At 54.3% G+C, this 18953-nt stretch carries 17 protein-coding genes and 1 pseudogene; 8 read left to right on the top strand and 10 right to left on the bottom strand.

Annotated features, from left to right (window positions below; genetic code table 11):
• Positions 1–29: 29 nt before the first annotated feature.
• The 4 genes and pseudogenes from denD to ltnD all read right to left on the bottom strand — a co-directional run bounded on the left by denD (position 30) and on the right by ltnD (position 3059).
• Complete coding sequence (denD, locus tag INT33_RS03630) at positions 30–992, bottom strand: D-erythronate dehydrogenase (RefSeq protein WP_193091127.1); 963 nt, start codon at positions 990–992, stop codon at positions 30–32.
• A 63-nt stretch (positions 993–1055) separates the two neighbouring features.
• Complete coding sequence (gene otnI / locus INT33_RS03635; protein ID WP_193091128.1) at positions 1056–1850, bottom strand: 2-oxo-tetronate isomerase; 795 nt, start codon at positions 1848–1850, stop codon at positions 1056–1058.
• Between the two features lie 37 nt (positions 1851–1887).
• Positions 1888–2119: pseudogene (locus tag INT33_RS21555) on the bottom strand (four-carbon acid sugar kinase family protein); the annotation flags it as partial.
• A gap of 7 nt (positions 2120–2126) precedes the next feature.
• Positions 2127–3059, bottom strand: a complete 933-nt coding sequence (ltnD, locus tag INT33_RS03640; protein WP_193091129.1) for an L-threonate dehydrogenase — start codon at positions 3057–3059, stop codon at positions 2127–2129.
• A gap of 181 nt (positions 3060–3240) precedes the next feature.
• Between ltnD and INT33_RS03645 the strand changes: the two genes are divergently transcribed.
• The 4 genes from INT33_RS03645 (at position 3241) to INT33_RS03660 (ending at position 8003) form a co-directional block, all read left to right on the top strand.
• A complete protein-coding gene (locus INT33_RS03645) occupies positions 3241–4275 on the top strand; it encodes a LacI family DNA-binding transcriptional regulator (protein ID WP_193091130.1) in 1035 nt (344 codons plus the stop codon).
• Between the two features lie 183 nt (positions 4276–4458).
• The gene (gene mgtE, locus INT33_RS03650) at positions 4459–5814 is read left to right on the top strand and encodes a magnesium transporter (RefSeq protein WP_193091131.1); all 1356 of its coding nucleotides are present in this window, start codon (positions 4459–4461) and stop codon (positions 5812–5814) included.
• A gap of 150 nt (positions 5815–5964) precedes the next feature.
• The gene (locus INT33_RS03655) at positions 5965–6708 is read left to right on the top strand and encodes a sulfite exporter TauE/SafE family protein (RefSeq protein ID WP_193091132.1); all 744 of its coding nucleotides are present in this window, start codon (positions 5965–5967) and stop codon (positions 6706–6708) included.
• Between the two features lie 200 nt (positions 6709–6908).
• Positions 6909–8003: an HDOD domain-containing protein gene (locus INT33_RS03660; RefSeq protein WP_193091133.1), complete on the top strand. Its 1095-nt coding sequence runs from the start codon at positions 6909–6911 to the stop codon at positions 8001–8003.
• Between the two features lie 54 nt (positions 8004–8057).
• Here the strand turns inward: INT33_RS03660 and INT33_RS03665 are convergent, their stop codons facing one another.
• The 4 genes from INT33_RS03665 to INT33_RS03680 all read right to left on the bottom strand — a co-directional run bounded on the left by INT33_RS03665 (position 8058) and on the right by INT33_RS03680 (position 12039).
• Positions 8058–9362 (bottom strand): TRAP transporter large permease, encoded by a 1305-nt coding sequence (locus tag INT33_RS03665; RefSeq protein ID WP_193091134.1) that lies wholly within the window; start codon positions 9360–9362, stop codon positions 8058–8060.
• A gap of 45 nt (positions 9363–9407) precedes the next feature.
• Complete coding sequence (locus INT33_RS03670) at positions 9408–9971, bottom strand: TRAP transporter small permease (RefSeq protein ID WP_192536670.1); 564 nt, start codon at positions 9969–9971, stop codon at positions 9408–9410.
• Between the two features lie 71 nt (positions 9972–10042).
• Complete coding sequence (locus INT33_RS03675) at positions 10043–11032, bottom strand: TRAP transporter substrate-binding protein (protein WP_192536671.1); 990 nt, start codon at positions 11030–11032, stop codon at positions 10043–10045.
• 17 nt (positions 11033–11049) lie between these two features.
• On the bottom strand, positions 11050–12039 hold the full coding sequence (locus INT33_RS03680) for a LysR family transcriptional regulator (protein WP_192536672.1): 990 nt from the start codon (positions 12037–12039) through the stop codon (positions 11050–11052).
• 452 nt (positions 12040–12491) lie between these two features.
• Between INT33_RS03680 and INT33_RS03685 the strand changes: the two genes are divergently transcribed.
• The 3 genes from INT33_RS03685 to INT33_RS03695 are packed head-to-tail and all read left to right on the top strand — an operon-like array spanning position 12492 to position 14871.
• Positions 12492–13244 (top strand): 5-oxoprolinase subunit PxpA, encoded by a 753-nt coding sequence (locus tag INT33_RS03685; RefSeq protein WP_193091135.1) that lies wholly within the window; start codon positions 12492–12494, stop codon positions 13242–13244.
• Entirely contained in the window at positions 13241–13945 is a 705-nt protein-coding gene (locus tag INT33_RS03690) for a 5-oxoprolinase subunit B family protein (protein ID WP_192536674.1), read from the top strand. Before INT33_RS03685 ends, INT33_RS03690 begins: the two co-directional genes overlap by 4 nt.
• Complete coding sequence (locus INT33_RS03695; protein WP_193091136.1) at positions 13942–14871, top strand: 5-oxoprolinase subunit C family protein; 930 nt, start codon at positions 13942–13944, stop codon at positions 14869–14871. The genes INT33_RS03690 and INT33_RS03695 overlap by 4 nt, the downstream gene beginning before the upstream one ends.
• A gap of 79 nt (positions 14872–14950) precedes the next feature.
• On the opposite strand, the gene INT33_RS03700 is transcribed toward INT33_RS03695, so the two are convergent.
• Both INT33_RS03700 and INT33_RS03705 read right to left on the bottom strand, forming a co-directional pair.
• Positions 14951–16462 carry a sodium:solute symporter family protein gene (locus INT33_RS03700; protein WP_193091137.1) on the bottom strand — a complete coding sequence of 504 codons (1512 nt, stop codon included), beginning with the start codon at positions 16460–16462 and terminating at the stop codon, positions 14951–14953.
• Positions 16455–16622 carry a hypothetical protein gene (locus INT33_RS03705; RefSeq protein ID WP_225735999.1) on the bottom strand — a complete coding sequence of 56 codons (168 nt, stop codon included), beginning with the start codon at positions 16620–16622 and terminating at the stop codon, positions 16455–16457. The genes INT33_RS03700 and INT33_RS03705 overlap by 8 nt, the downstream gene beginning before the upstream one ends.
• Positions 16623–16884: 262 nt before the next feature.
• Here INT33_RS03705 and INT33_RS03710 point away from each other — a divergent pair, with 262 nt between their 5' ends.
• Positions 16885–18867: a methyl-accepting chemotaxis protein gene (locus tag INT33_RS03710; protein WP_193091138.1), complete on the top strand. Its 1983-nt coding sequence runs from the start codon at positions 16885–16887 to the stop codon at positions 18865–18867.
• Positions 18868–18953: the final 86 nt, after the last annotated feature.

Below are 18953 nucleotides of genomic sequence, written 5' to 3' on the forward strand. Positions count from 1 at the left end.
TGCTCGCCCGCTAGGCAGGCGAAGATCCATTAACGATGCTCTGCTACATAGGCATCGATAATCTGTTTGAAGTCCCGGTCCCCGGCAAAACCCAGTTGGTTCGCTTTAGCCGTTTCAAAGCGCGCGGGCCAGCTTGCCACCAAGGGTTCGATGCGTGGGTCTGGTTCATGCCGTACACGCGCCACCGCTTCATCGCCCGCCACCTCGCGCAATGCCTCAAGCATTTCGGAAACATCGGTCGTGATACCCGGCAAAATAAAAGCGCGAAACTTACCCAACGCTTCTTCCTGCACTTCGGCGCCATGTATCAACGCGTCGATCACCTTATCCGGCGACATCACGAAAAGCGCCTGATCCAACGGTACGGGGCAAATGGCTTCCTCACCGTTTAAGGGCTCGCGCAGAATACTGGACGCAAAGCTCGACGCCGCGGCATTCGGCCGCCCTGGGCGAATCACAATAGTCGGCAAACGCAGTACTCTGCCGTCAATCAGGCCGCGTCGACTGTAGTCGTTGATTAGAAGCTCACACATTGCTTTTTGCGTGCCATAAGACGTCTGCGGTTGCGAAGCCGTCATGTCATCCAGCACATCGGGTAGATCCCCGCCGTAAGCCGCCACGGAGCTTGCCATGACCAGGCGCGTCTTATGCAAACCCCGGGCACGGCAACCTTCCAGCAGAGCACGAGTGGCATCAAAATTGACCGCCATCCCCAGATCCAGATCGGCCTCCGCTGCGGAGCTTACGACCGCAGCCAGGTGGAAGATGACATCGGGCTTTCGATCAAGCGCACTACCCAGGGCATCTGAAGCAGTAATATCTACAGCATCGTTACGGATCGTTATATCAGACGCGTCGGGTACGGCAGCCTGGGTTTGATCGACCAGGGTCAAGTGGGTGACCGGCTGACCGCACAGCTCTTTACGGTTGATCAGACGATGTAAAAGGCGCTGTCCCAGAAAACCGGCGGCGCCCGTGATTAAGATATGCATGATTCAGGTGTCCTCGCTTTAATTGTTGGTTGTTAGCGTTTAAGACCATGTTTGGCTACTCACTCATGTGCGAAGCCCGTAATGTCGCCCCCAGCCCAGACCTTGGCGCGTATCGCCGGCTGGCCTGTATTCGCAGCCAACCCAACCGCTATAGCCCAGCGCTTCAAGTCTGGTAAATAACGCCGGATAGTTGACCTCGCCAACATCGGGCTCGTGCCGTTCCGGCGCTCCCGCCACCTGAATATGGCCGATAGCGCTAAACTGGTGCTCAAGGTGGCGGATGAGATCCCCTTCCATAATCTGGCAATGATAGAGATCAAACTGCAGCTTCAGATTACTCGCCCCCAGCGCTTTCAATACCGCCATGGCTTGCGCCTGTCTTGATAAGAAGTAATGGGGCATATCGCGGGTATTGATAGGCTCGATCAATATGTCCTTGCCCAGTTTGGCGGCCTCAGTAGTGGCGTAGCGCAGGTTACGCAGATAGGTAGCCTGATGATCGGCCTGGGTCGTCGCATCGCTACCTTCAGGCAGCAAGCCCGCCATGGCGTGAACGTGTGGGCAGTTGAGCATCTCGGCATAACGTAGCGCCTCGATGACTGAATCACGAAACTCAGCTTCGCGCCCAGGCAGGCTAGCAAGGCCTCGCTCACCGGCGTCCCAATCCCCCGGCGGCAAGTTGAACAGCACTTGCGTTAAGTGTGTTTCATCAAGTGCCTGGCGCAGCTCTCGAGCGCTATAGGCGTAGGGAAACAGGTATTCGATCCCTTTAAACCCCGCATCAGCCGCCGCCGAAAAACGGTCCATAAAATCGTGCTCGTTAAACAGCATGCTAAGGTTGGCGGCTAATCGAATCATGGTGTATCGATACCTCTTTGTTTTTATCTTTAGCTGTAATGGTCTCGTCAATCGGACAGGAGTGCGATGTCAAGGCTACCCTACCGCATCAGCCTCTTGGCGCCTCCTATGACACGCCGATCATCTGAAGACAGCGCATACCGCCACGTACAAGGTTATTGGCAAGATCCGTTGCCCCGGGTAAAGTCGTCGGCGATAGCTCCAAGGGCTATCGTTTCAAGGGCTATCGTTTCAGGGGCTATCGTTTCAGGGGCTATGCTCTGCTCCATGCTCATTCTAGGTTTCCTGAGCATCGTTAGCCGCTTCAGGCAACGTAATACCTGATAGCCGCTGATAGACTTTGATAACCGCAGAATCATCCTCTCGACCGAAGCCTGCCCCACTGGCCGAGGTAAACTGCTGCAACGCGCTGGCGGCAACCGGCGTTGCCATTGAAAGCTCGCGCCCGGTCTGGTGCACAATATTGAGATCTTTGATAAAGATATCTACGGCCGAAAGCGGCGTGTAGTCACCTTTAAGAATGTGGGGCACGCGATTTTCGAACATCCAGGAATTGCCCGCCGAGTGAGTAATCACCTCAAAGATAACCTCGGGATCAAGCCCCATCCGAATACCCAACGCCATGGCTTCAGCGGCGGTCGCGATATGTACGCCTGCCAACAGCTGATTGACCAGCTTCATACTGGAGCCCACGCCGGGGTCATCGCCCAGGCGATAAACCTTGGCGGCCATGCCATCAAGCACGTCACTTGCGTAGCTAAATGCCTCCGCGGCGCCCGATGCCATCACTGATAGCTCACCGCTTTTGGCTTTTGCAGCACCGCCGCTAATCGGTGCGTCCAGCATCATCAATCCCTCTGCCGCCAAGCGCTCGCCCAGCTGTTTCGCCTGACTGGGCGCCACCGTGGCGCACTGCAAGATCAGGCTGCCTGGCGCTAGATGCTCAACGACGCCCTGCTCACCAAACAGCACCTGCTCAACCTGGCTACCGTTGACGACCACTACCAGCACAATATGACAGTGAGCGAGCTCCATAGGGGTTGCCACACTCTTGCCCCCTGCCGCGACAAAAGCATCGCGTGACCCAGCAGCAATATCACATCCAGTCACGTTAAATCCCTGGTGATGTAAGGTAGTAGCGGTGCCCATCCCCATCGCACCCAAGCCAATAACGCCTACTTGAAGTGATTGCTTATCGTGTTGACTCACCGGTCGACACCTCGCTTTTGTTGTATGAATTGCTGGCGTTGCGATGCCTTACTTTTCCCTTGAATCTGTTCTGATCGTTCACCTTAACAAGGAAAATGGTAGCGCTGTCATGATAGCGCTACCATTACTTCTAGATTACTCTCAGCTTATCGACAAGTTGAACATCAAGGACGTGTGACTAATGTCTAAAGACCTCCCGGCCGCTAACAAGTCACGCCGTCGCTCCGATCAAATCACGCTCAGCCAGGTGGCGCAGGCCGCAGGGGTTTCCCCGATTACGGCATCTCGAGCACTGAACCACCCTGATAAAGTAAGCAACAGTACCCGTCAAAGCGTTTTGGAAAGCGTAGAGCGCCTGGGCTATGTGCCCAACCTGATAGCGGGAAGCCTGGCGTCTTCACGCTCTCGGCTGATTGCCGTCATCGTGCCATCGCTGATCAACAGCGTATTTGTGGAAGTCATCAAAGGCCTGCAGGAAACGCTGGAAGCGCAGGGATATCAGATCCTGCTCGGCAATACTGATTATGATCTGGACCGTGAGTATCAGTTGGTGCGTACGTTTTTAGGCTGGTCATGTTCGGCCCTGGTCACCGCCGGGCTACGCCATAACGATGCATGTCATACGCTCTTAGCCAACTGGGGCCATCCGATCATGGAGGTGATGGAGCTTGGTAACGGCATAGATCTTAACGTTGGGCTGGATCATGTGGCTGCCGGTCGCTGCATGGCCAGCCACCTTGTCGATAGAGGCTACCAGCGAATTGTGTATGTTGGCGCGCGGCTCTCCCATGATTATCGCGCGGGAATGCGCTATGAGGGGCACAAAGCGGTGCTGAAGGCCAAGGGACTGGAGGCCCCCTTGTTAGAAATGGACACGCTGGGCACCCTACAGGCGGGGGCAGAAAGTCTGGCCCAAGTGTTGCAGCACTATCCTGCTACTCAGGCCATCCATTTTGCCAACGACGACCTTGCCGCAGGTGCCCTGCTGGCCGCCCAGCGCCAGGGCCTCCAGGTGCCTGGCGATATCGCCATTGCGGGCTTCAACGGCTTACCGCTAGGTCAACATATCACCCCAAAACTTACTACTATCCTCTCTCCACGCGAAGACATGGGCCGCCTGGCCGCGCAAGAACTCATTCGCAGGTTAAGCGGCAAAAGCGTTTACCGCCGCCAGCACGACGTGAACTTTACGCTTCAGGTGGGCGAGAGTACGTAGGCTGGCCCCTTGCTGGCCTGGGCCGATGTTACCGCTGCAATGATAGGTAGCGATGTGTCATCCGTGTCCGCTCAGCAGCGCGTGGCGTTCAATCCAACCAGCCTATAAACTCAACAGAGCGAGCCGCCGAGAGTTTGCAATTTTATTGCCTTCAACACCTAGTTTCCAAAAAGGACGGACGCTATGCGCGATGACGAAAAATATACCAATAACGAAGAGCTCCTGCTTCACCTTCAAAAGCTTTTAGACATCCCAGAAACAGCAGCTCTACACGAGTTTTTCACTGAACTCGATACGTTAGACATTGCGCGAACACTTGAATCCTTCCCGGCCAAAACACGCGATTTTCTTTGGGAGTTTATTCCGGACGAGGTGATCGGCGAGGTTCTCGCGGAAGTTGACGAAGATATTCGTGCCGACTATATCGAAGATTTATCGGCCAGTGACGTTGAGCAAATTGTTAAAGGCCTGGATGCTCAAGAGGTTGCAGAAGTACTGGACGTTGCTGCTGAGTCCATAAAAACCAGCGTCTACGCCAGTCTGGACCAAGAGATTCGCGCCCAGGTCGAAAATCTTCATGCCTATGAGGATGATGTAGTGGGTCGTTATATGGACCCAGAAACCGTTAACGTAAAACAAGGCGTGTCGTTGGAAGCTGTGCAACGCTATATCCGAATTCATCATTTGCTTGACGATGAGTCGCAGCAGATCATGATCACCGATAAGGATAAGCGGTTACTAGGCACCTTAACCCTCATTGATTTAATCAAGCAGCCGCAGGATGCCGTGGTTGATGATTACATAAATGTTTTTTTTACCCTTAATGACCAAATGAAAGTCAGCGATGCGGCGGCGCTGCTGCGCTCCAAAGAACTTCACTTTGTACCCGTATGCGATAGCGACGGCTTATTGGTCGGACAACTAAACGCCGCCGACGTATTAGAAATCACCCAGGATGATGCCGACATGACGCTTAAGCATATGTCAGGCGTCAGTGATGAAGAGGAAGTCTTTACCCCGATTATGCGCAGTGCCAAAAGCCGAGGCATTTGGCTGGGTATCAATTTATTGACCGCTTTTCTAGCAGCGTTTGTTATCGGGCAATTTGAGGCCGTGCTGGAACAAATTGTGGCCCTGGCCATTTTGATGCCGGTAGTCGCAAGCATGGGAGGTATTGCTGGTAGTCAGACGCTGACCGTTGTTATACGCGGTTTAGCGCTGGGCCAGCTCGCAGGTAACAATAAACGCTGGCTCTACAATAAAGAGCTATGGGTAGGCATGTGTAATGGCCTGGTTTGGGCATTAGTGGTCGGGCTAATTGCCTATGTTTGGTTTAGCGACCCTCTGATCACGCTGGTGATAACCCTGGCAATTTTTATCAACATGAGCCTGGCTAACATCGCAGGCGTACTGGTCCCCCTAGTCTTGAAAAGACTTCAGATTGACCCCGCTTTATCGGGTGCAGTGATCTTGACGACCGTAACCGATGTGGTTGGTTTTCTATCCTTTTTGGGGCTCGCCACGTTGATTATACTGTGAGCGTAGCTTACCAAGAAGGTAGGTGGGATACAGACCTATTCGCCTGCTAGTATTTATCTCGCACATACCTCAACGTGATTGAAAACCCTGCATAATGCAGGGTTTTTCACATTAAATGCTGTACTTTTCCGCGACTGCCAAGGAATTGCCGTGCTCCCTGATTACTCAACTATCGCTTGGCTGTTAATCGTATTTTCCGTTTACTTAACAGGTGTTTCCAAAGGGGGCTTTGCCGGTGGTTTCGGCACACTCTCGGTACCGCTGATGGCACTGGCGATCAGCCCCACCCAGGCGGCTGGCCTTCTGCTGCCATTGCTGCTAGTAATGGATGTGTTTGCGGTAAAGGCGTGGTGGGGCAAGCATGATATGGCCGAAGTATGGCGATTTTTGCCGGGCCTACTGGTTGGCGTAGCGGTGGGCACGCTGCTATTTGACCGTCTGAGCGAACAGGGAATACGCCTGGTGCTTGGGGGGATATCGCTGTTGTTTGCCACCTATATGCTGTTCAAGCCAGTGGCCAAAAAGCCCATTTCCACCCGCTGGGCGCTGCCTGCCGCCAGCGTATGTGGTTTTACCAGCTTTATTGCTCATGCCGGTGCCCCACCGTTGAATCTTTATCTGCTGCCACGCAAGCTCCCCAAAGAGACGTTTATTGCCACTTGCGCCGTCTCATTTGCGGTAGTTAATGCGATCAAACTAGGTCCGTATCTGTGGCTGGGAGAGGTAAACGTCACCAGCGCCTGGGCCTCACTACTGCTGGTACCTATCGCCTGGATCGGCGTACGTAACGGCTTTTGGCTGCAAAGCCGCGTCAATGAAAAGCTGTTTTATCAGCTGGTCATTCTTGCGATGTTTTTGGTGGGAGGCAACTTGGTTTGGCAGGCCATATTTTAATGAGCCGGTACAATACTAGTTATCGTTTTTAGCGTAAAACAAACATGCTCGCCGTTAACCACGGAGTTTCAATCTTCCTTAACGTTAACTATTATCTCGGTATTCTTTGCCTTTACAGAAGACGTTAACGCTTAGGAAGTATATGATATTGGATCAATATTATTACCGCCCGCTACGCTGACAGCGAATGAGGAGACCACATGACGGGCCTATCATCCCCAAGCGATTCGCTTTATATGGCACTCACCAACGAGCTGCCAGCTTTTTTGAGTAAGTCGCTTTTGCAATGTAAAAGCCTGCCTGCTTTACCGTCTGTTGCGCTTCGGGTACTTGATATAGCCCGCTCCTCTCGAGCAACTTTAAATGATTACGCCAAGGCAATTGAGCACGACCCTGCGCTTACTATGCGCCTGGTTGCACTGGCGAACAGCGCCTATTACGCGCGCGCCTCAACTTCCATCCATACCTGTATAGAAGCCATGCAACGCTTGGGTTTAAATGCCACGTTGGCAGTGGTGCTGGGCTTTACCCTGTTTCAATATGCCCAAGGAGGCAATTATCGTAACCGGACGTGGCAGCGGGCTATCACTTCAGCCCTGGTAGCCCGTTATCTAGCTGAGCAGCTATGTCCTGACAAAAGTGGCAGTACATTTACCCTGGCGTTATTACAAGATATTGGCATATTGGCGCTGCAAGCCGCTTACCCTGAGGAAGCGGAAGCGTTATACGCAGATACTGCGCTATCGCATGGTGAAATAACATTGTCAGAGCAGGCATATTTTGGCTGTGACCATACGCTGGTTGGCGCATGGCTGGCAGCCAAGTGGGGGATGCCCGACCATACTGTTATGACCATACGCCAAAGCCATGAAAGCTTTCTATTGAACGACAAAGCGTTACTCTGTATTCGCTTGTCGGGGCCAATTGCTGATGCCTGGTTATCAAGAAGCCCAGCGTCGCAGCTAGCTGCAGTGCTTTATCAGTTAAAGACGGTTAGCTATATCAGTGCATTGAAAATTGATGAAGTGTTGCATAATGTTCAACAGCAAACTGACATACTTGCCAATGCGTTGAATATGACTACGTCCGTTGAGGTCGATAGCATGACCCTGTTGGCGGAAGCTCACCAGTTGCTCTTCCAACATACGCTAATGCTGAGTTCCCAACTAGAAGATCAAAAACAAGCCCTAGCCTCTTTACGCTACCCTGATGAAAATCAAAAAGAGCATAGTCGGTGGGATGCCTCTCTCAAGGGCCAGCGTTCAGGCTTAATCCGCAGGCCGAAAAACAAATAGCCGTATCCCCTTAAGCTTATTCACCAACAGACCGCGCGATCGCGGCCTGTCAGGTTAACTATTCATCGCATAAGGCAGATAAAGCGCTATTGCGGGAAAAACATGCATCAAGGCAATCGCCAGCAGCATCAGTAGGAAAAAAGGCAGCGTTGCGCGTGTGATGGTTAAAATATCCTTGCCGGTCAGGCCCTGAATAACAAACAGGTTAAAGCCCACAGGCGGGGTAATTTGCGACATTTCCACCACAACCACCAGATAAATACCAAACCAGATAAGGTCGAACCCCGCAGCGCTGACCACCGGCATGATAATCGCGGTCACCAGCAAAATAAGTGAAATGCCGTCTAAAAAGCAGCCCATAATCAGCAAGAGCACGGTCAGGGCGATGAGCAGCATGGTGGGTGATAATCCCATTTCACCAATCGCGCGGGCCAACTGCATGGGCACTTGGGTAAAGCCCATCGCGGAGGTAAGAAACGAGGCGCCGGCAATAATAAACGCGATCATGCACGCCGTGCGAATAGCCGCGAATAGTGAGCTTTTAAATATCTGGCTCGTAAAGTGACCGTTCCAGCGGGCAATCGCCATGGATAGTACGACCCCGACCGCCGCGGCTTCGGTGGGTGATGCAAGCCCGCCGTAGATCGAGATGATGATACCGCCAATCAACAGTAGAATTGGCATTAACGCCCATGTGTTACGCAGCTTCTCAGCGAAGCTCATGTCAGACTCATCTTCGCCGGTAAGGCCTTCTCGATTACCTTTAATCAATGCCCAGAGTATGAGGTAGGCCATAAACATCGCCAGAATCATCAGGCCTGGGCCCACGCCCGCCATAAATAGTCGTGAAATCGATTGCTCGGTCACGACACCGTAAACAATCAGCATGATGGAAGGCGGGATCAGCAGGCCTAACGTCGAGGCACTCGCCAACGTACCAATAGCCATATTGCTGTCATAGCCGCGGCGTTCAAGCTCCGGCAGAGTCATTTTACCCACGGTGGCGCAAGTAGCGGCAGATGAGCCACACACCGCTGCAAACATACCGCTACCGATAATATTAGTATGCAGCAAACGCCCAGGTAAGCGGTTGAGCCAGGGCGAAAGCCCGCGAAACATATTATCCGCAAGCCCAGAGCGGAACAGGATCTCGCCCATCCAGATAAACATCGGCAGCGCCGTTAAATCCCAACCATAGCTCGCCCCCCAAAAATCAGACGCAAGAATCGGCCCTGGGTCAAACGAGCTAAAAAATGCCAGCGCTACCCACGCGGTACCGATTAGGGCAAAAGCGATCCACACGCCCCCGCCCAGCAAAAGCAATAACGTAAAAATCGTTGCCAAACTGAGTGTTAACACAAGGTCTTCTCCAACATAACGTGGCCAAGCAGTGCTGGCAGAGAGTTAGTGCATTTCGCTGTCATCGGTGGACATCGCTTCGCGAAAACTAGATGGGTCACGCGTTGCTATCCGCAGTGCAATAATCAGCGCCTCGATAAGAGCCAGGCTAAGCAGTCCTACGCTGATGACCAGGACGCCTTGAGGTATCCATAACGGTATGGATAAAAAACCCGATGAGACATCGTTGTATTGAAGGCTTTCTCTTGCCAACCCAATCAGGCCATAACCGAGTATTAAGCTAATCGCTAAAGCAATCAGCAGACCGGCCACTTCAAACCACACCCGAATGGCGGAAGGCAGCCGTGAAATCAAAAGCGTCACGCGAATATGGGCGTGATGCACAAAGGTATATGCCAAGCCCAGGAAGGTGGCGCCCACCAATAAATAGGCCGCCATCTCGGAAACACCGGTAATACTGATGCCGAGGCGGTTTAGCCCTACCAGTATCAACAGCGCATCGATGGCTCGAAAAGCTACCTGCAGTGCAATGAGGGCACAAATCGCGATCATACACACCGCGGCACCCCAAGCACCTAGACGGTAGAGTCTGTCGAATTTAAACGTCATGTTCGTTATCTCACCGAGCGCGTGGGTAAAAAGAGGCGGCCAATGCCGCCTCCGTAAAGGGCTTATGCCGTTTAGTTGCCTTGCTGCTCCCGGTAACCTTCCAAGGCAGCTTCTGCTTCGTCATCAGCACGGCTCAGCCAATCCTGAAAGAGCTTGTCGCCCGCATCCTGAAGAGCCGCGGCGACTTCTTCATTCGGGGTCGATACGGCGATGCCGTTCTCTTCAAGTGCAGCGAGGCTCGCATCGTTATCGTCACGACTCATCTGCCAGCCGCGCTCTTCAGCGCGTTCAGCCGCTTCCATCAAGGCGTCCTGAGTCGCCTCATCCAGACGATCAAAACTGCGCTGGCTGATAAACACGATGTTTTTCGGAAGCCATAAGTTGGCGTCGGTGTAATAGGACACGTAGTCCCACGCCGTCATGGAATTACCCGTAGAGCTTGACGTGATCATGGCGTCTACACGGCCGGTACTGAACGCAGTGGGGATGTCTGACTCTTCGGTTTCGGTGGGGCTACCGCCGAGGTTATCCACAAACCGTTGGGTATTGATATTAGGCGCCCGCACTCGTAAACCTTCAAACTGCGCAGGGTCTGTCAGCTCATTGGCGGTATAAATTCCCTGCGCTGGCCAAGCAACGGCGTAAAGCGGAATCAAGCCTTCGTAGGCAAATAGCTCCGTAATCATAGGCTTAGTGGCTTGCCATAGCGCGTAAGCATCATCGTAACTGCCAGCCACGCCGGGCAGCGTATCCACCTCAAAAATCGGGTCGTCGTTGGACAGCACCGACATGAAAACTTCACCAGCATCAATCGTGCCACGGCGTACCGACGGCTTGATTTCGCCGTGGGAGACGAGCGAGCCACCGCTATGCACGGTGATGGTCAGTTCGCCATCGGTTGCTTCAGCAACATCTTCAGCAAACTGTTTAGTATTTTTGGTGTGAAAGCTGGCATCACCGTAGGGTGTTGCCATGTTCCATTCAGCCGCTTGGGCAGAAGCTGTCGCTGCCAAGCCATAGGCGGTAGCAAACAGTAGGGGGGTCGCAATGCGCATACGCATGGAATAAGTCCTCTTATTCATATTAGTGGAGTGGTTACGTTGGGAGTGGTTACGGGGGCACCCGGTTGAATCCAGTGCCCAGAAAATAACGCATTGGTCATCTCGACACGGCGTTCCTGCGCGTAGGCACAGGCCGTTTTTTGGGCTAAACGGCCAACGCCTCGACAAAAGCGGGGATGATTGGCACGACGCCATATCACATCATAGTTCATCGCCGGTAGCGGCACCGGTAACGCCAGACGCAAAAGCTCGCCACGCCGCCACTCATCAAGCACCGTGGCTACCGGCAGCGCACCAATGCCCAAGCCTTCCATCGTCATGCGCGCAATGGTCATCAGGGTGCTAACGCTATGAATACGCGGGCTGGTAACGCCCTGCTCGGCCAGATACTGGACCAGCTCTTCGTAGGGTCGAGCCAACTTGCCAAACGAAATAAACGGCAGCTTTTTGCACCAAGTCTCAGCGTTCTCACTGAGCATCTCTGCATGGCGTGGAGATACGAACATGCCCATTTCGTACGGGCTTAACGCTTCGTATTCGATCTGCTTGGACGGTAGGTAGCCATTCATTGCCAGTAAAATATCCAGCTCGTTATTCATCAGCCGCTCGTTGAGCGCCGGCGAGTAATCCACCGTAAGCTCGATGGTTAACCGCGGATAACGTTCGGTGAGTTGACGCATGAACTCAGGGAACCAGCTGTGAGCAATAGTTTCGATAGTGCCTAACCGAAGAGGTGCCGAATAATCCTCTTCACTGTCGAAGAGTTTCATGGCTTCATCGCGCTGGCTGAGCATGCGCTCGGCATGCAGGAAAAATTCACGCCCGCGCATTGTAGGTTGCACCGGGCGGGCGGAGCGCTCAAGCAGCAGCTCGCCTACCGTTGCCTCTAGACGCGAGATACGCTCTGAGACCGATGGTTGGGTCAGATGCAGGCGCACGGCTGCCTTACGAAAAGACCCTAACTTGACGGCCCAAACAAAGGCTTCAAGTTCTTTGAAATCGAGCATAATGTTGCCTAATCCACACATACAATGACCAACAGACACCGACGCTGCTTATCGAAGCGCATCGACTCACAAAGCAGACGTCTGGCCCGCAGAGCGAGCTATCCCTGCAATGTAATTTCAAGTCCAACGCTGACAGTAAACCGCCCCGTTGATGGTGCGTGGCTGGCAAGTGCATGATTCACTCCGGAAAACGCTTTTTTATCGACCTGTTATTGTGAGTAGCTTAGGTCAAACACGCGCTTTTCTTTATTTTATATCGAGAGCTTTTATTTAGTTGATAATAGCATTACTCCCTATCGTCAACTATTTTTCTAAGAAATAACAATACGATAGAAGATGCCGATATTAAGTATCGTGAAAAACGATTGGCAAGTGAAAGAACCTCTCCCCTATATTAGTTTGGTTTGAATAACGCATCCCAAATAACCCTCGTGATAATAATTGGAGTCGTTATGGTCATCCCCCTACTCAACTGCGACATGGGCGAAAGCTTCGGCAACTGGACACTTGGCCTTGATGCTGAGGTCATGCCTTACGTTGACTGTGCCAATATCGCCTGTGGTTACCACGCCTCCGACCCCCACGTTATGCGTCACACCGTGGCATTAGCGGCCCAGCATGGCGTGCGCATTGGTGCCCACCCAGGCTATCCCGACTTGATGGGTTTTGGGCGGCGCACCATGGCCTGCTCGGCGGCTGAAGTCGAAGATATGATTCTTTATCAGGCGGGCGCGCTTGCCGGTATTTGTCGCGCCGAGGGTAGCGAACTTAGCTACATCAAGCCGCACGGCGCCATGTATAACGATATGGCTGCCAACCTTGAGCTGCTGGAAGGCGCAATGCGCGCCGTGCGAGCGTTTGACGCACGCCTTCCGCTGGTGGTGATGGCCACCGCCGATCCCGAGCCACACCGTGAACTAGCCGCTAAAATGGGCATCACGCTCTGGTTTGAGACCTTTGCCGACCGCGCCTATGAGGCCAACGGTCACTTGGCATCGCGCCGCTTGGCGGGTGCAGTTCATCACGACCAGGCGACTATCGTGGCCCAGGCCATTGCGCTGGCCAAGGGCGAAGCCTTGACCGCACGTGATGGCACAGCGCTTCATCTGCCCTGCGATACGCTCTGCGTGCATGGCGACAACCCCGAATCAATTGCGGCCGTACGGGCCATCCGTGATGCCTTCAAAGCGTTGGAGTCCGCGTGAAACTGCGTCTTGAAACCGCTGCCATGGATGCGCTGACAGTACGTCTGTTCGATGCGATCGACGAGCGCAACATGGCCTGGGTCATGGCGGCCGACACCGCCCTGCGTCACGCTTTTGGCGATGCGCTAATCGACCTTGTCCCCTCTTACACGACGTTGTTGATTCATTACGATTGTCGGGCCATGGACTTTGTCGAGGCCACGGCCCTTGCCCGCGAAGCGCTGAAAAACTTGCAGCCCGCTGATACCCAAAACGGCCAGTTGCATGAGATTCCGGTGTGGTACGACGAAAGCGTTGGCCCTGAGCTGCCACAGGTGGCCAAGCGTGCGGGGTTAAGCGTTGAACAGTTGATCGAGCGTCACTGCGGCCACGACTACAGCGTGTTCGCCCTTGGTTTTGCTCCTGGCTATGGGTTTATGGGGCTAGTGGATGAAAGCCTGACTACGCCACGCCTAAAGACACCACGACGTCGCGTAGCCGCCGGAAGCGTAGGCATCGCTGACCGGCAGACGGCCATCTACCCGCTGCTCTCACCCGGTGGCTGGAATATTCTGGGCCGCACGGCGGTTCCCCTATTCGAGTACGCCCGGCGCGGTGAGCCGCTATTTCGCCCCGGTGACAAAGTACGCTTCACGTCCATCTCCAGAGCTGAGTTTGAAGCCGCCGGCGGCGATACCACACCACTGGAGGAGCGCGCATGAGCCAGGGCAGCATGATCGTCAAACAGGCCGGGCCGCTTGCCCTGATTCAGGACGCGGGGCGCTTCGGCGTGGGCCACCTGGGCGTTACCCAGAGTGGCGCTGCCGACTGGATCTCCTATCACTGGGCGAACTGGCTGCTAGGCAATCCGGCCAATAGTGCAGCGCTGGAAATCGTCATGGGCGGCAACCTGACATTAGAAGCCGACAGCGACGTCTGCCTTGCGCTGGCCGGGGCCGATCTCGATGCCCGCATCAACGGCGAGCCTCTCGCCCCTAACGCGTGCTTTACTCTCAAAGCCGGGCAGTGCCTGACGTTTCGCCAGCCGTGCGTCGGGCTACGCGCTTATCTGGCATTTCCCGGCGGGCTGCAGGCCCCCGAGGTACTCGGTAGCCGTGCCTGCACCGCGCGGGAAATGATTGGTGGCCTGCATGAAGACGGCAAGCCACTGCAAACTGGCGATCAACTAAGCTGGCAAGGCGATGCGCTGTCTCCCCGCCAACTGCCTGACAATGCCGGTTTGCCCATGCCACAAAAGCGCTGCCAGCTTCCTCTGGTGCTGGGCTCCCAAGTAGCCCACTTTGCCGGGCGCAGCCTTTATCAGGCGTTCAACCAACCGTGGACGGTCGACCAACGCGCCGACCGTATGGGCATTCGGCTGACCGGCCAAGCGCTTAAAAGCAAATTGGAAGGCGTGGTTTCAGAAGGCATTCCCTTGGGCGCGGTACAAATCCCCCCCGATGGCCAGCCGATCGTCCTGATGAATGACCGCCAGACGATTGGCGGCTACCCCCGCATCGGCGCACTCACCCCCAGTGCCTGCGCGCTGCTTTCCCAGTGCCTACCCGGCACACAAGTCTGGCTGTATCCGGTAAGTGCTACCCAGGCTCAGGTTACTCACCGCCGCCAGCTGGCGGTGTGGGAGTAAATAACAATAGGCACCGAGCAGGTGCCTATTGACCAGTACACTTTTCTAAATCATCCACAATCCGCTCAAACTGGATAACCTACACGGCCGCTTCCTTAGATAAGGGGGCATTAGTCTGAGTCCCCTTCTTACGTTCCAGCACTTCACTAATTGCGCTCAGGAATGCTTCCGCAGAGGCTGTATGCGGCGTGGTCAAAAGACTTACACCAACGAAGAGCACCGTCGCCACCACAATTCCCCAAATGCCGGCAGGCAAACCCAACAGCGAATTACCCGTGGCATACATCACCAGCACGAACACACTGGTACCCAATACGCTTGCCAATGCACCCGCTGCGGTGCCTCGCTTCCAGTAAAAAGCCCCGATAATCGCCGGCACCATTGCTACCAGGCCTGATGAAGCCGCGACAGAGAGCACGGCGATCAAATCCAGCTGCAGTTCGGCGAAGCCCAGTGCCAGCAAGGCAATAACCGGAACGACAATTTTGCCCATTAGCAACTGACGCTTTTCACTCACATTCGGTTTGGCGTTGGCAAAGACATCCCGGGACAGCATTGAGGCAAGGGTTAACATGATCGAATCGATCGTTGAAACGGCAGCGGCCATGATGCCGATCATAACAATGACACCCAACACTGGCGGTACAAAGTCAGAGGCCAAAAGCGTCGGTGTGGCGAGATCGGCACGCGCAAGATCGGGAAACGCCGCCAGTGCCGAGAAACCCCAGAGCACTGACACCAGCGTATAAATAAAGCCAAACACCAAAAATCCAATCAGCATCTGGCGCATAGCGGGCAACGACGCAGGCATGAACAGACGCTGGCTTACCTGCGGGTTGGAAAGGCTAAAAAAGAACCAGGGAATACTTAGCCCCAAAAAGGTAACCAGACTAAAAAGCCCTGGCCCTGGAACGGTCAAGGCAGCGGGATGCTCAGCCTCAAGCGTACCAAACAGACCGCTAAAACCACCCAGCCCTTGAATGACCAAAAAAGCGACCAGCGTTGAGGCGACAATCATCATCAGCGCTTGTAACGAGTCGGTCCACATCACCGAGCGAATACCGGCAATATAGGAAAAGAAAACGGCAATTACCGTCGCCATGACCACCCCAGTGGTGAACGTGATGGCGCCATCCGTCATTCCTTCCAGAAGATAGCCCACTCCGGCCAACTGAACGGCAGAGTAGGGGATCAGAAAGATGCAGCTGGCAATCGCAACGGCCATGGCGACAGGCTTACTGTTATAGCGATGCCCAAGCATTTCACTTGGCGTTACAAAGCCAAATTTTTTGCCGACAGCCCAAAAACGCGGACCGAAAACAGCTACCAGGGAAACGCCTGCAAAATAAATAATTTCAAAGCCCAGCGCGCCGACGCCACCGGCGTAGGTTAGCCCCGCCAGCCCCACCATCATAAAAGCGCTATAGGTGGTTGCGCTGTAGCTAAGCGCCGAGACAAATCCGTTCATCTGCCGGTTACCCAGGAAATATCCCGACATACTGTTCGCAGCCCCCTGCCGCGAGAGAACCGCAATACCGACCGCTATCAGTAGGTAGAGGGCAATGGCCCCCCAGATCATCGCCTCAGTCACGATCGTGTTCCTTAAAATCCCGGGTAATAAAGATATTGAGCGCAATCACCACGAGCCCAGCGCAAGCCCAGAAGAGAAAGCTGCCGTACCAGGCTGCAGTGTTTGTCAGAAGGGTGTAGGGCACTACGCAGCTGAGCAGTACCACTAGCCAAACGGTCATTATCCACTTGCCTCGTTTCACGATTCACCTTGGGTTGTCAAAGCTGGGAGAAGCATGTGCAGTGTCGCTATTAGCGCATGAATAATCATTTGTTTCTGCACGGTATGCACCGGTTAAAAACTAACATTTCATTCAAGTTGGCGCACAAACAGTCGTTATTAAGACGTACGCCAGTAACTAAAGCTGTTTCTGCGCCATAAAAAAAACACGCGCGCATTAGCATTGACCCTGACGGTCATCTTTCTATCTACTGAGGCTCTAAATGAGTAAGTTTTCCCATCTATCATTAACACAAAAATTGCTGAGTGCAGTCGCTCTTCCTTTACTGATTGTTGCCGTCATTCTCGGCGTTATTGTCAATCAGCAGCTCAACCAAGCTATCCCTGACCTGATCGACAATGCCGGTACACGGCAAGTTGAGGCACGCGCCGACGAGATAGGCCGCTGGATCAACGGTTACCGTAACTGGAATGCGGTGCTGGCCAAGGATGAGCGTCTCGCCGAAAACGTTCCTGTCGCCTCACACCTTGATTGGCTCGCCAAACGCTACCCGCCGGGCGGCACCATCGAGTCGCTTTTTTTCTCTAATGCCTCGGGCGACACGATAACCCATGCTGGCGTGCCGCTAGACATCTCGGAACGTTCCTACTTCAAGACACTCATTTCTGAAGGCAGCCAGGATAGCCTGCTTGTCGACCCGGTGATCTCCATGGTCAGCGGACTGCCAACGGCGTTAGTAGTCGATACCGTTTTCGATGAACGCGGCAATCGCGCAGGGCTACTCGGCATCACCGTGTCCATGGCGGCTGTGTCTGATATCACCTCGGCAATCAATGTCGGCGACGGGAGCTACGGCTGGCTTATTGACAGCCAGGGTCAGGTCATTGCCCACCCGGTAGAAGAGTATCGCATGTCGCTGAACTATACCGACGCCGACCGCACTCAGGGGTATCAGGGGTTGGATGCGCTGAGTCAGTCAATTCTCAGCGGCGCCCCCGGTTCCGGTGAAATCACCATGCCCAGTGGCGAACGTACCCGGCTTATGTGGAGTCCTGTGGAAGGTACCTCCTGGGTTGTCGGCGTGACCGTTCCGATGTCCGCTTTTACCGCCGTAACCAACAGCTTGCTGAAATCCCTGCTGCTGGCGGGCGGGTTGCTGCTGATATTGCTTCTCGTGGTAGTTGCCTATGCGGCACGCCGCTCGCTTGCGCCAATCAAGCATACGGCTAGTGCCATGGCCGATATTGCTCAGGGCAAGGGTGATCTGACTCGCCGTCTGGAGGTTAAATCACAAGACGAGATCGGTGATCTGGCGCGCGGTTTCAATGCGTTCGTTGAGCGTATGCAGGGCACCCTTCAGGAAGTGCGCCATAACGCCCAAACGGTACTCGCTGGTGCCAGCGACATGGCGGATGGCACTCATGAGCTTTCCTCACGTACCGATCAGGCTGCGGCCAACATCCAGGAAACCTCCGCCTCTATGGAGGAGATCCACTCAACGGTGGCGCACACGTCGCAAGCGTCTGAGCAGGCCAATGGCCTGGCGATTGAAGCCGCAGGCGCTTCCAAACGCGGCACTGAATCCATGACCCAGATGGAAAGCAAGATGGGCGCGATCAGCGAGTCGTCCAACAAGATCAGCGATATTATCGGCCTGATCGACTCCATCGCCTTCCAAACCAATATCCTGGCGCTTAACGCCTCGGTCGAAGCCGCAAGAGCCGGTGAGCAGGGGCGCGGCTTTGCGGTAGTGGCCAACGAAGTACGTACGCTAGCCAGTCGCTCGGCAACTGCTGCTCAAGATATCCGCGCGCTGATCGATGTGTCGGTTAATCATGCCAAGGAAGGCAACCATATCGTTAAATCTGCCGCCCAGCAGATGCAGGAAATTCATCGCAGCATCACTCAGGTGTCTGACGTGATTGGTGAAATTACCGCTGGCGCCCGCGAGCAAACCGCAGGTATCGAACAGGTCAATACCGCCGTTGCGGAAATGGATACCATGACGCAGCAGAATGCTTCCATGGTTAGCCAGAATGCCTCCCTTGCCGCGCAGATGCGTAACAACGCCGAGCGCCTGGCTCAGTTGATGAGCGAGTTTATTTTGGGCGATTCACAGCCGCTAGCTATCTCCACAAGCGCTACTCCCCCAGCAAGCAGCCCTCGCTTACCGGCCGCCTCCCCTGCGCCTTCAACGCTCAAGCCCAGAAAGGCCGTCGCCGAGCCCGAGTGGGAAGCGTTTTAAACCTTTTCTTCTACCCTAAAAAAGCCCGCATCTTTCGATGCGGGCAAGACTGGGTACATCAATGGTACTTACTGCTCACGCGCCCT

Origin of the sequence: Halomonas colorata, from assembly GCF_014897985.1 — a bacterium.
In the GTDB taxonomy this organism is placed as follows: domain Bacteria; phylum Pseudomonadota; class Gammaproteobacteria; order Pseudomonadales; family Halomonadaceae; genus Vreelandella; species Vreelandella colorata.

What these genes read in the sequence shown, in the direction of transcription:
- denD (WP_193091127.1), bottom strand. Translation starts at nt 992, where the DNA reads ATGCATATCTTAATCACGGGCGCCGCCGGTTTTCTGGGACAGCGCCTT.
- otnI (WP_193091128.1), bottom strand. Translation starts at nt 1,850, where the DNA reads ATGATTCGATTAGCCGCCAACCTTAGCATGCTGTTTAACGAGCACGAT.
- INT33_RS03645 (WP_193091130.1), top strand. Translation starts at nt 3,241, where the DNA reads ATGTCTAAAGACCTCCCGGCCGCTAACAAGTCACGCCGTCGCTCCGAT.
- mgtE (WP_193091131.1), top strand. Translation starts at nt 4,459, where the DNA reads ATGCGCGATGACGAAAAATATACCAATAACGAAGAGCTCCTGCTTCAC.
- INT33_RS03660 (WP_193091133.1), top strand. Translation starts at nt 6,909, where the DNA reads ATGACGGGCCTATCATCCCCAAGCGATTCGCTTTATATGGCACTCACC.
- INT33_RS03670 (WP_192536670.1), bottom strand. Translation starts at nt 9,971, where the DNA reads ATGACGTTTAAATTCGACAGACTCTACCGTCTAGGTGCTTGGGGTGCC.
- INT33_RS03675 (WP_192536671.1), bottom strand. Translation starts at nt 11,032, where the DNA reads ATGCGTATGCGCATTGCGACCCCCCTACTGTTTGCTACCGCCTATGGC.
- INT33_RS03680 (WP_192536672.1), bottom strand. Translation starts at nt 12,039, where the DNA reads ATGCTCGATTTCAAAGAACTTGAAGCCTTTGTTTGGGCCGTCAAGTTA.
- INT33_RS03685 (WP_193091135.1), top strand. Translation starts at nt 12,492, where the DNA reads ATGGTCATCCCCCTACTCAACTGCGACATGGGCGAAAGCTTCGGCAAC.
- INT33_RS03695 (WP_193091136.1), top strand. Translation starts at nt 13,942, where the DNA reads ATGAGCCAGGGCAGCATGATCGTCAAACAGGCCGGGCCGCTTGCCCTG.
- INT33_RS03705 (WP_225735999.1), bottom strand. Translation starts at nt 16,622, where the DNA reads ATGACCGTTTGGCTAGTGGTACTGCTCAGCTGCGTAGTGCCCTACACC.
- INT33_RS03710 (WP_193091138.1), top strand. Translation starts at nt 16,885, where the DNA reads ATGAGTAAGTTTTCCCATCTATCATTAACACAAAAATTGCTGAGTGCA.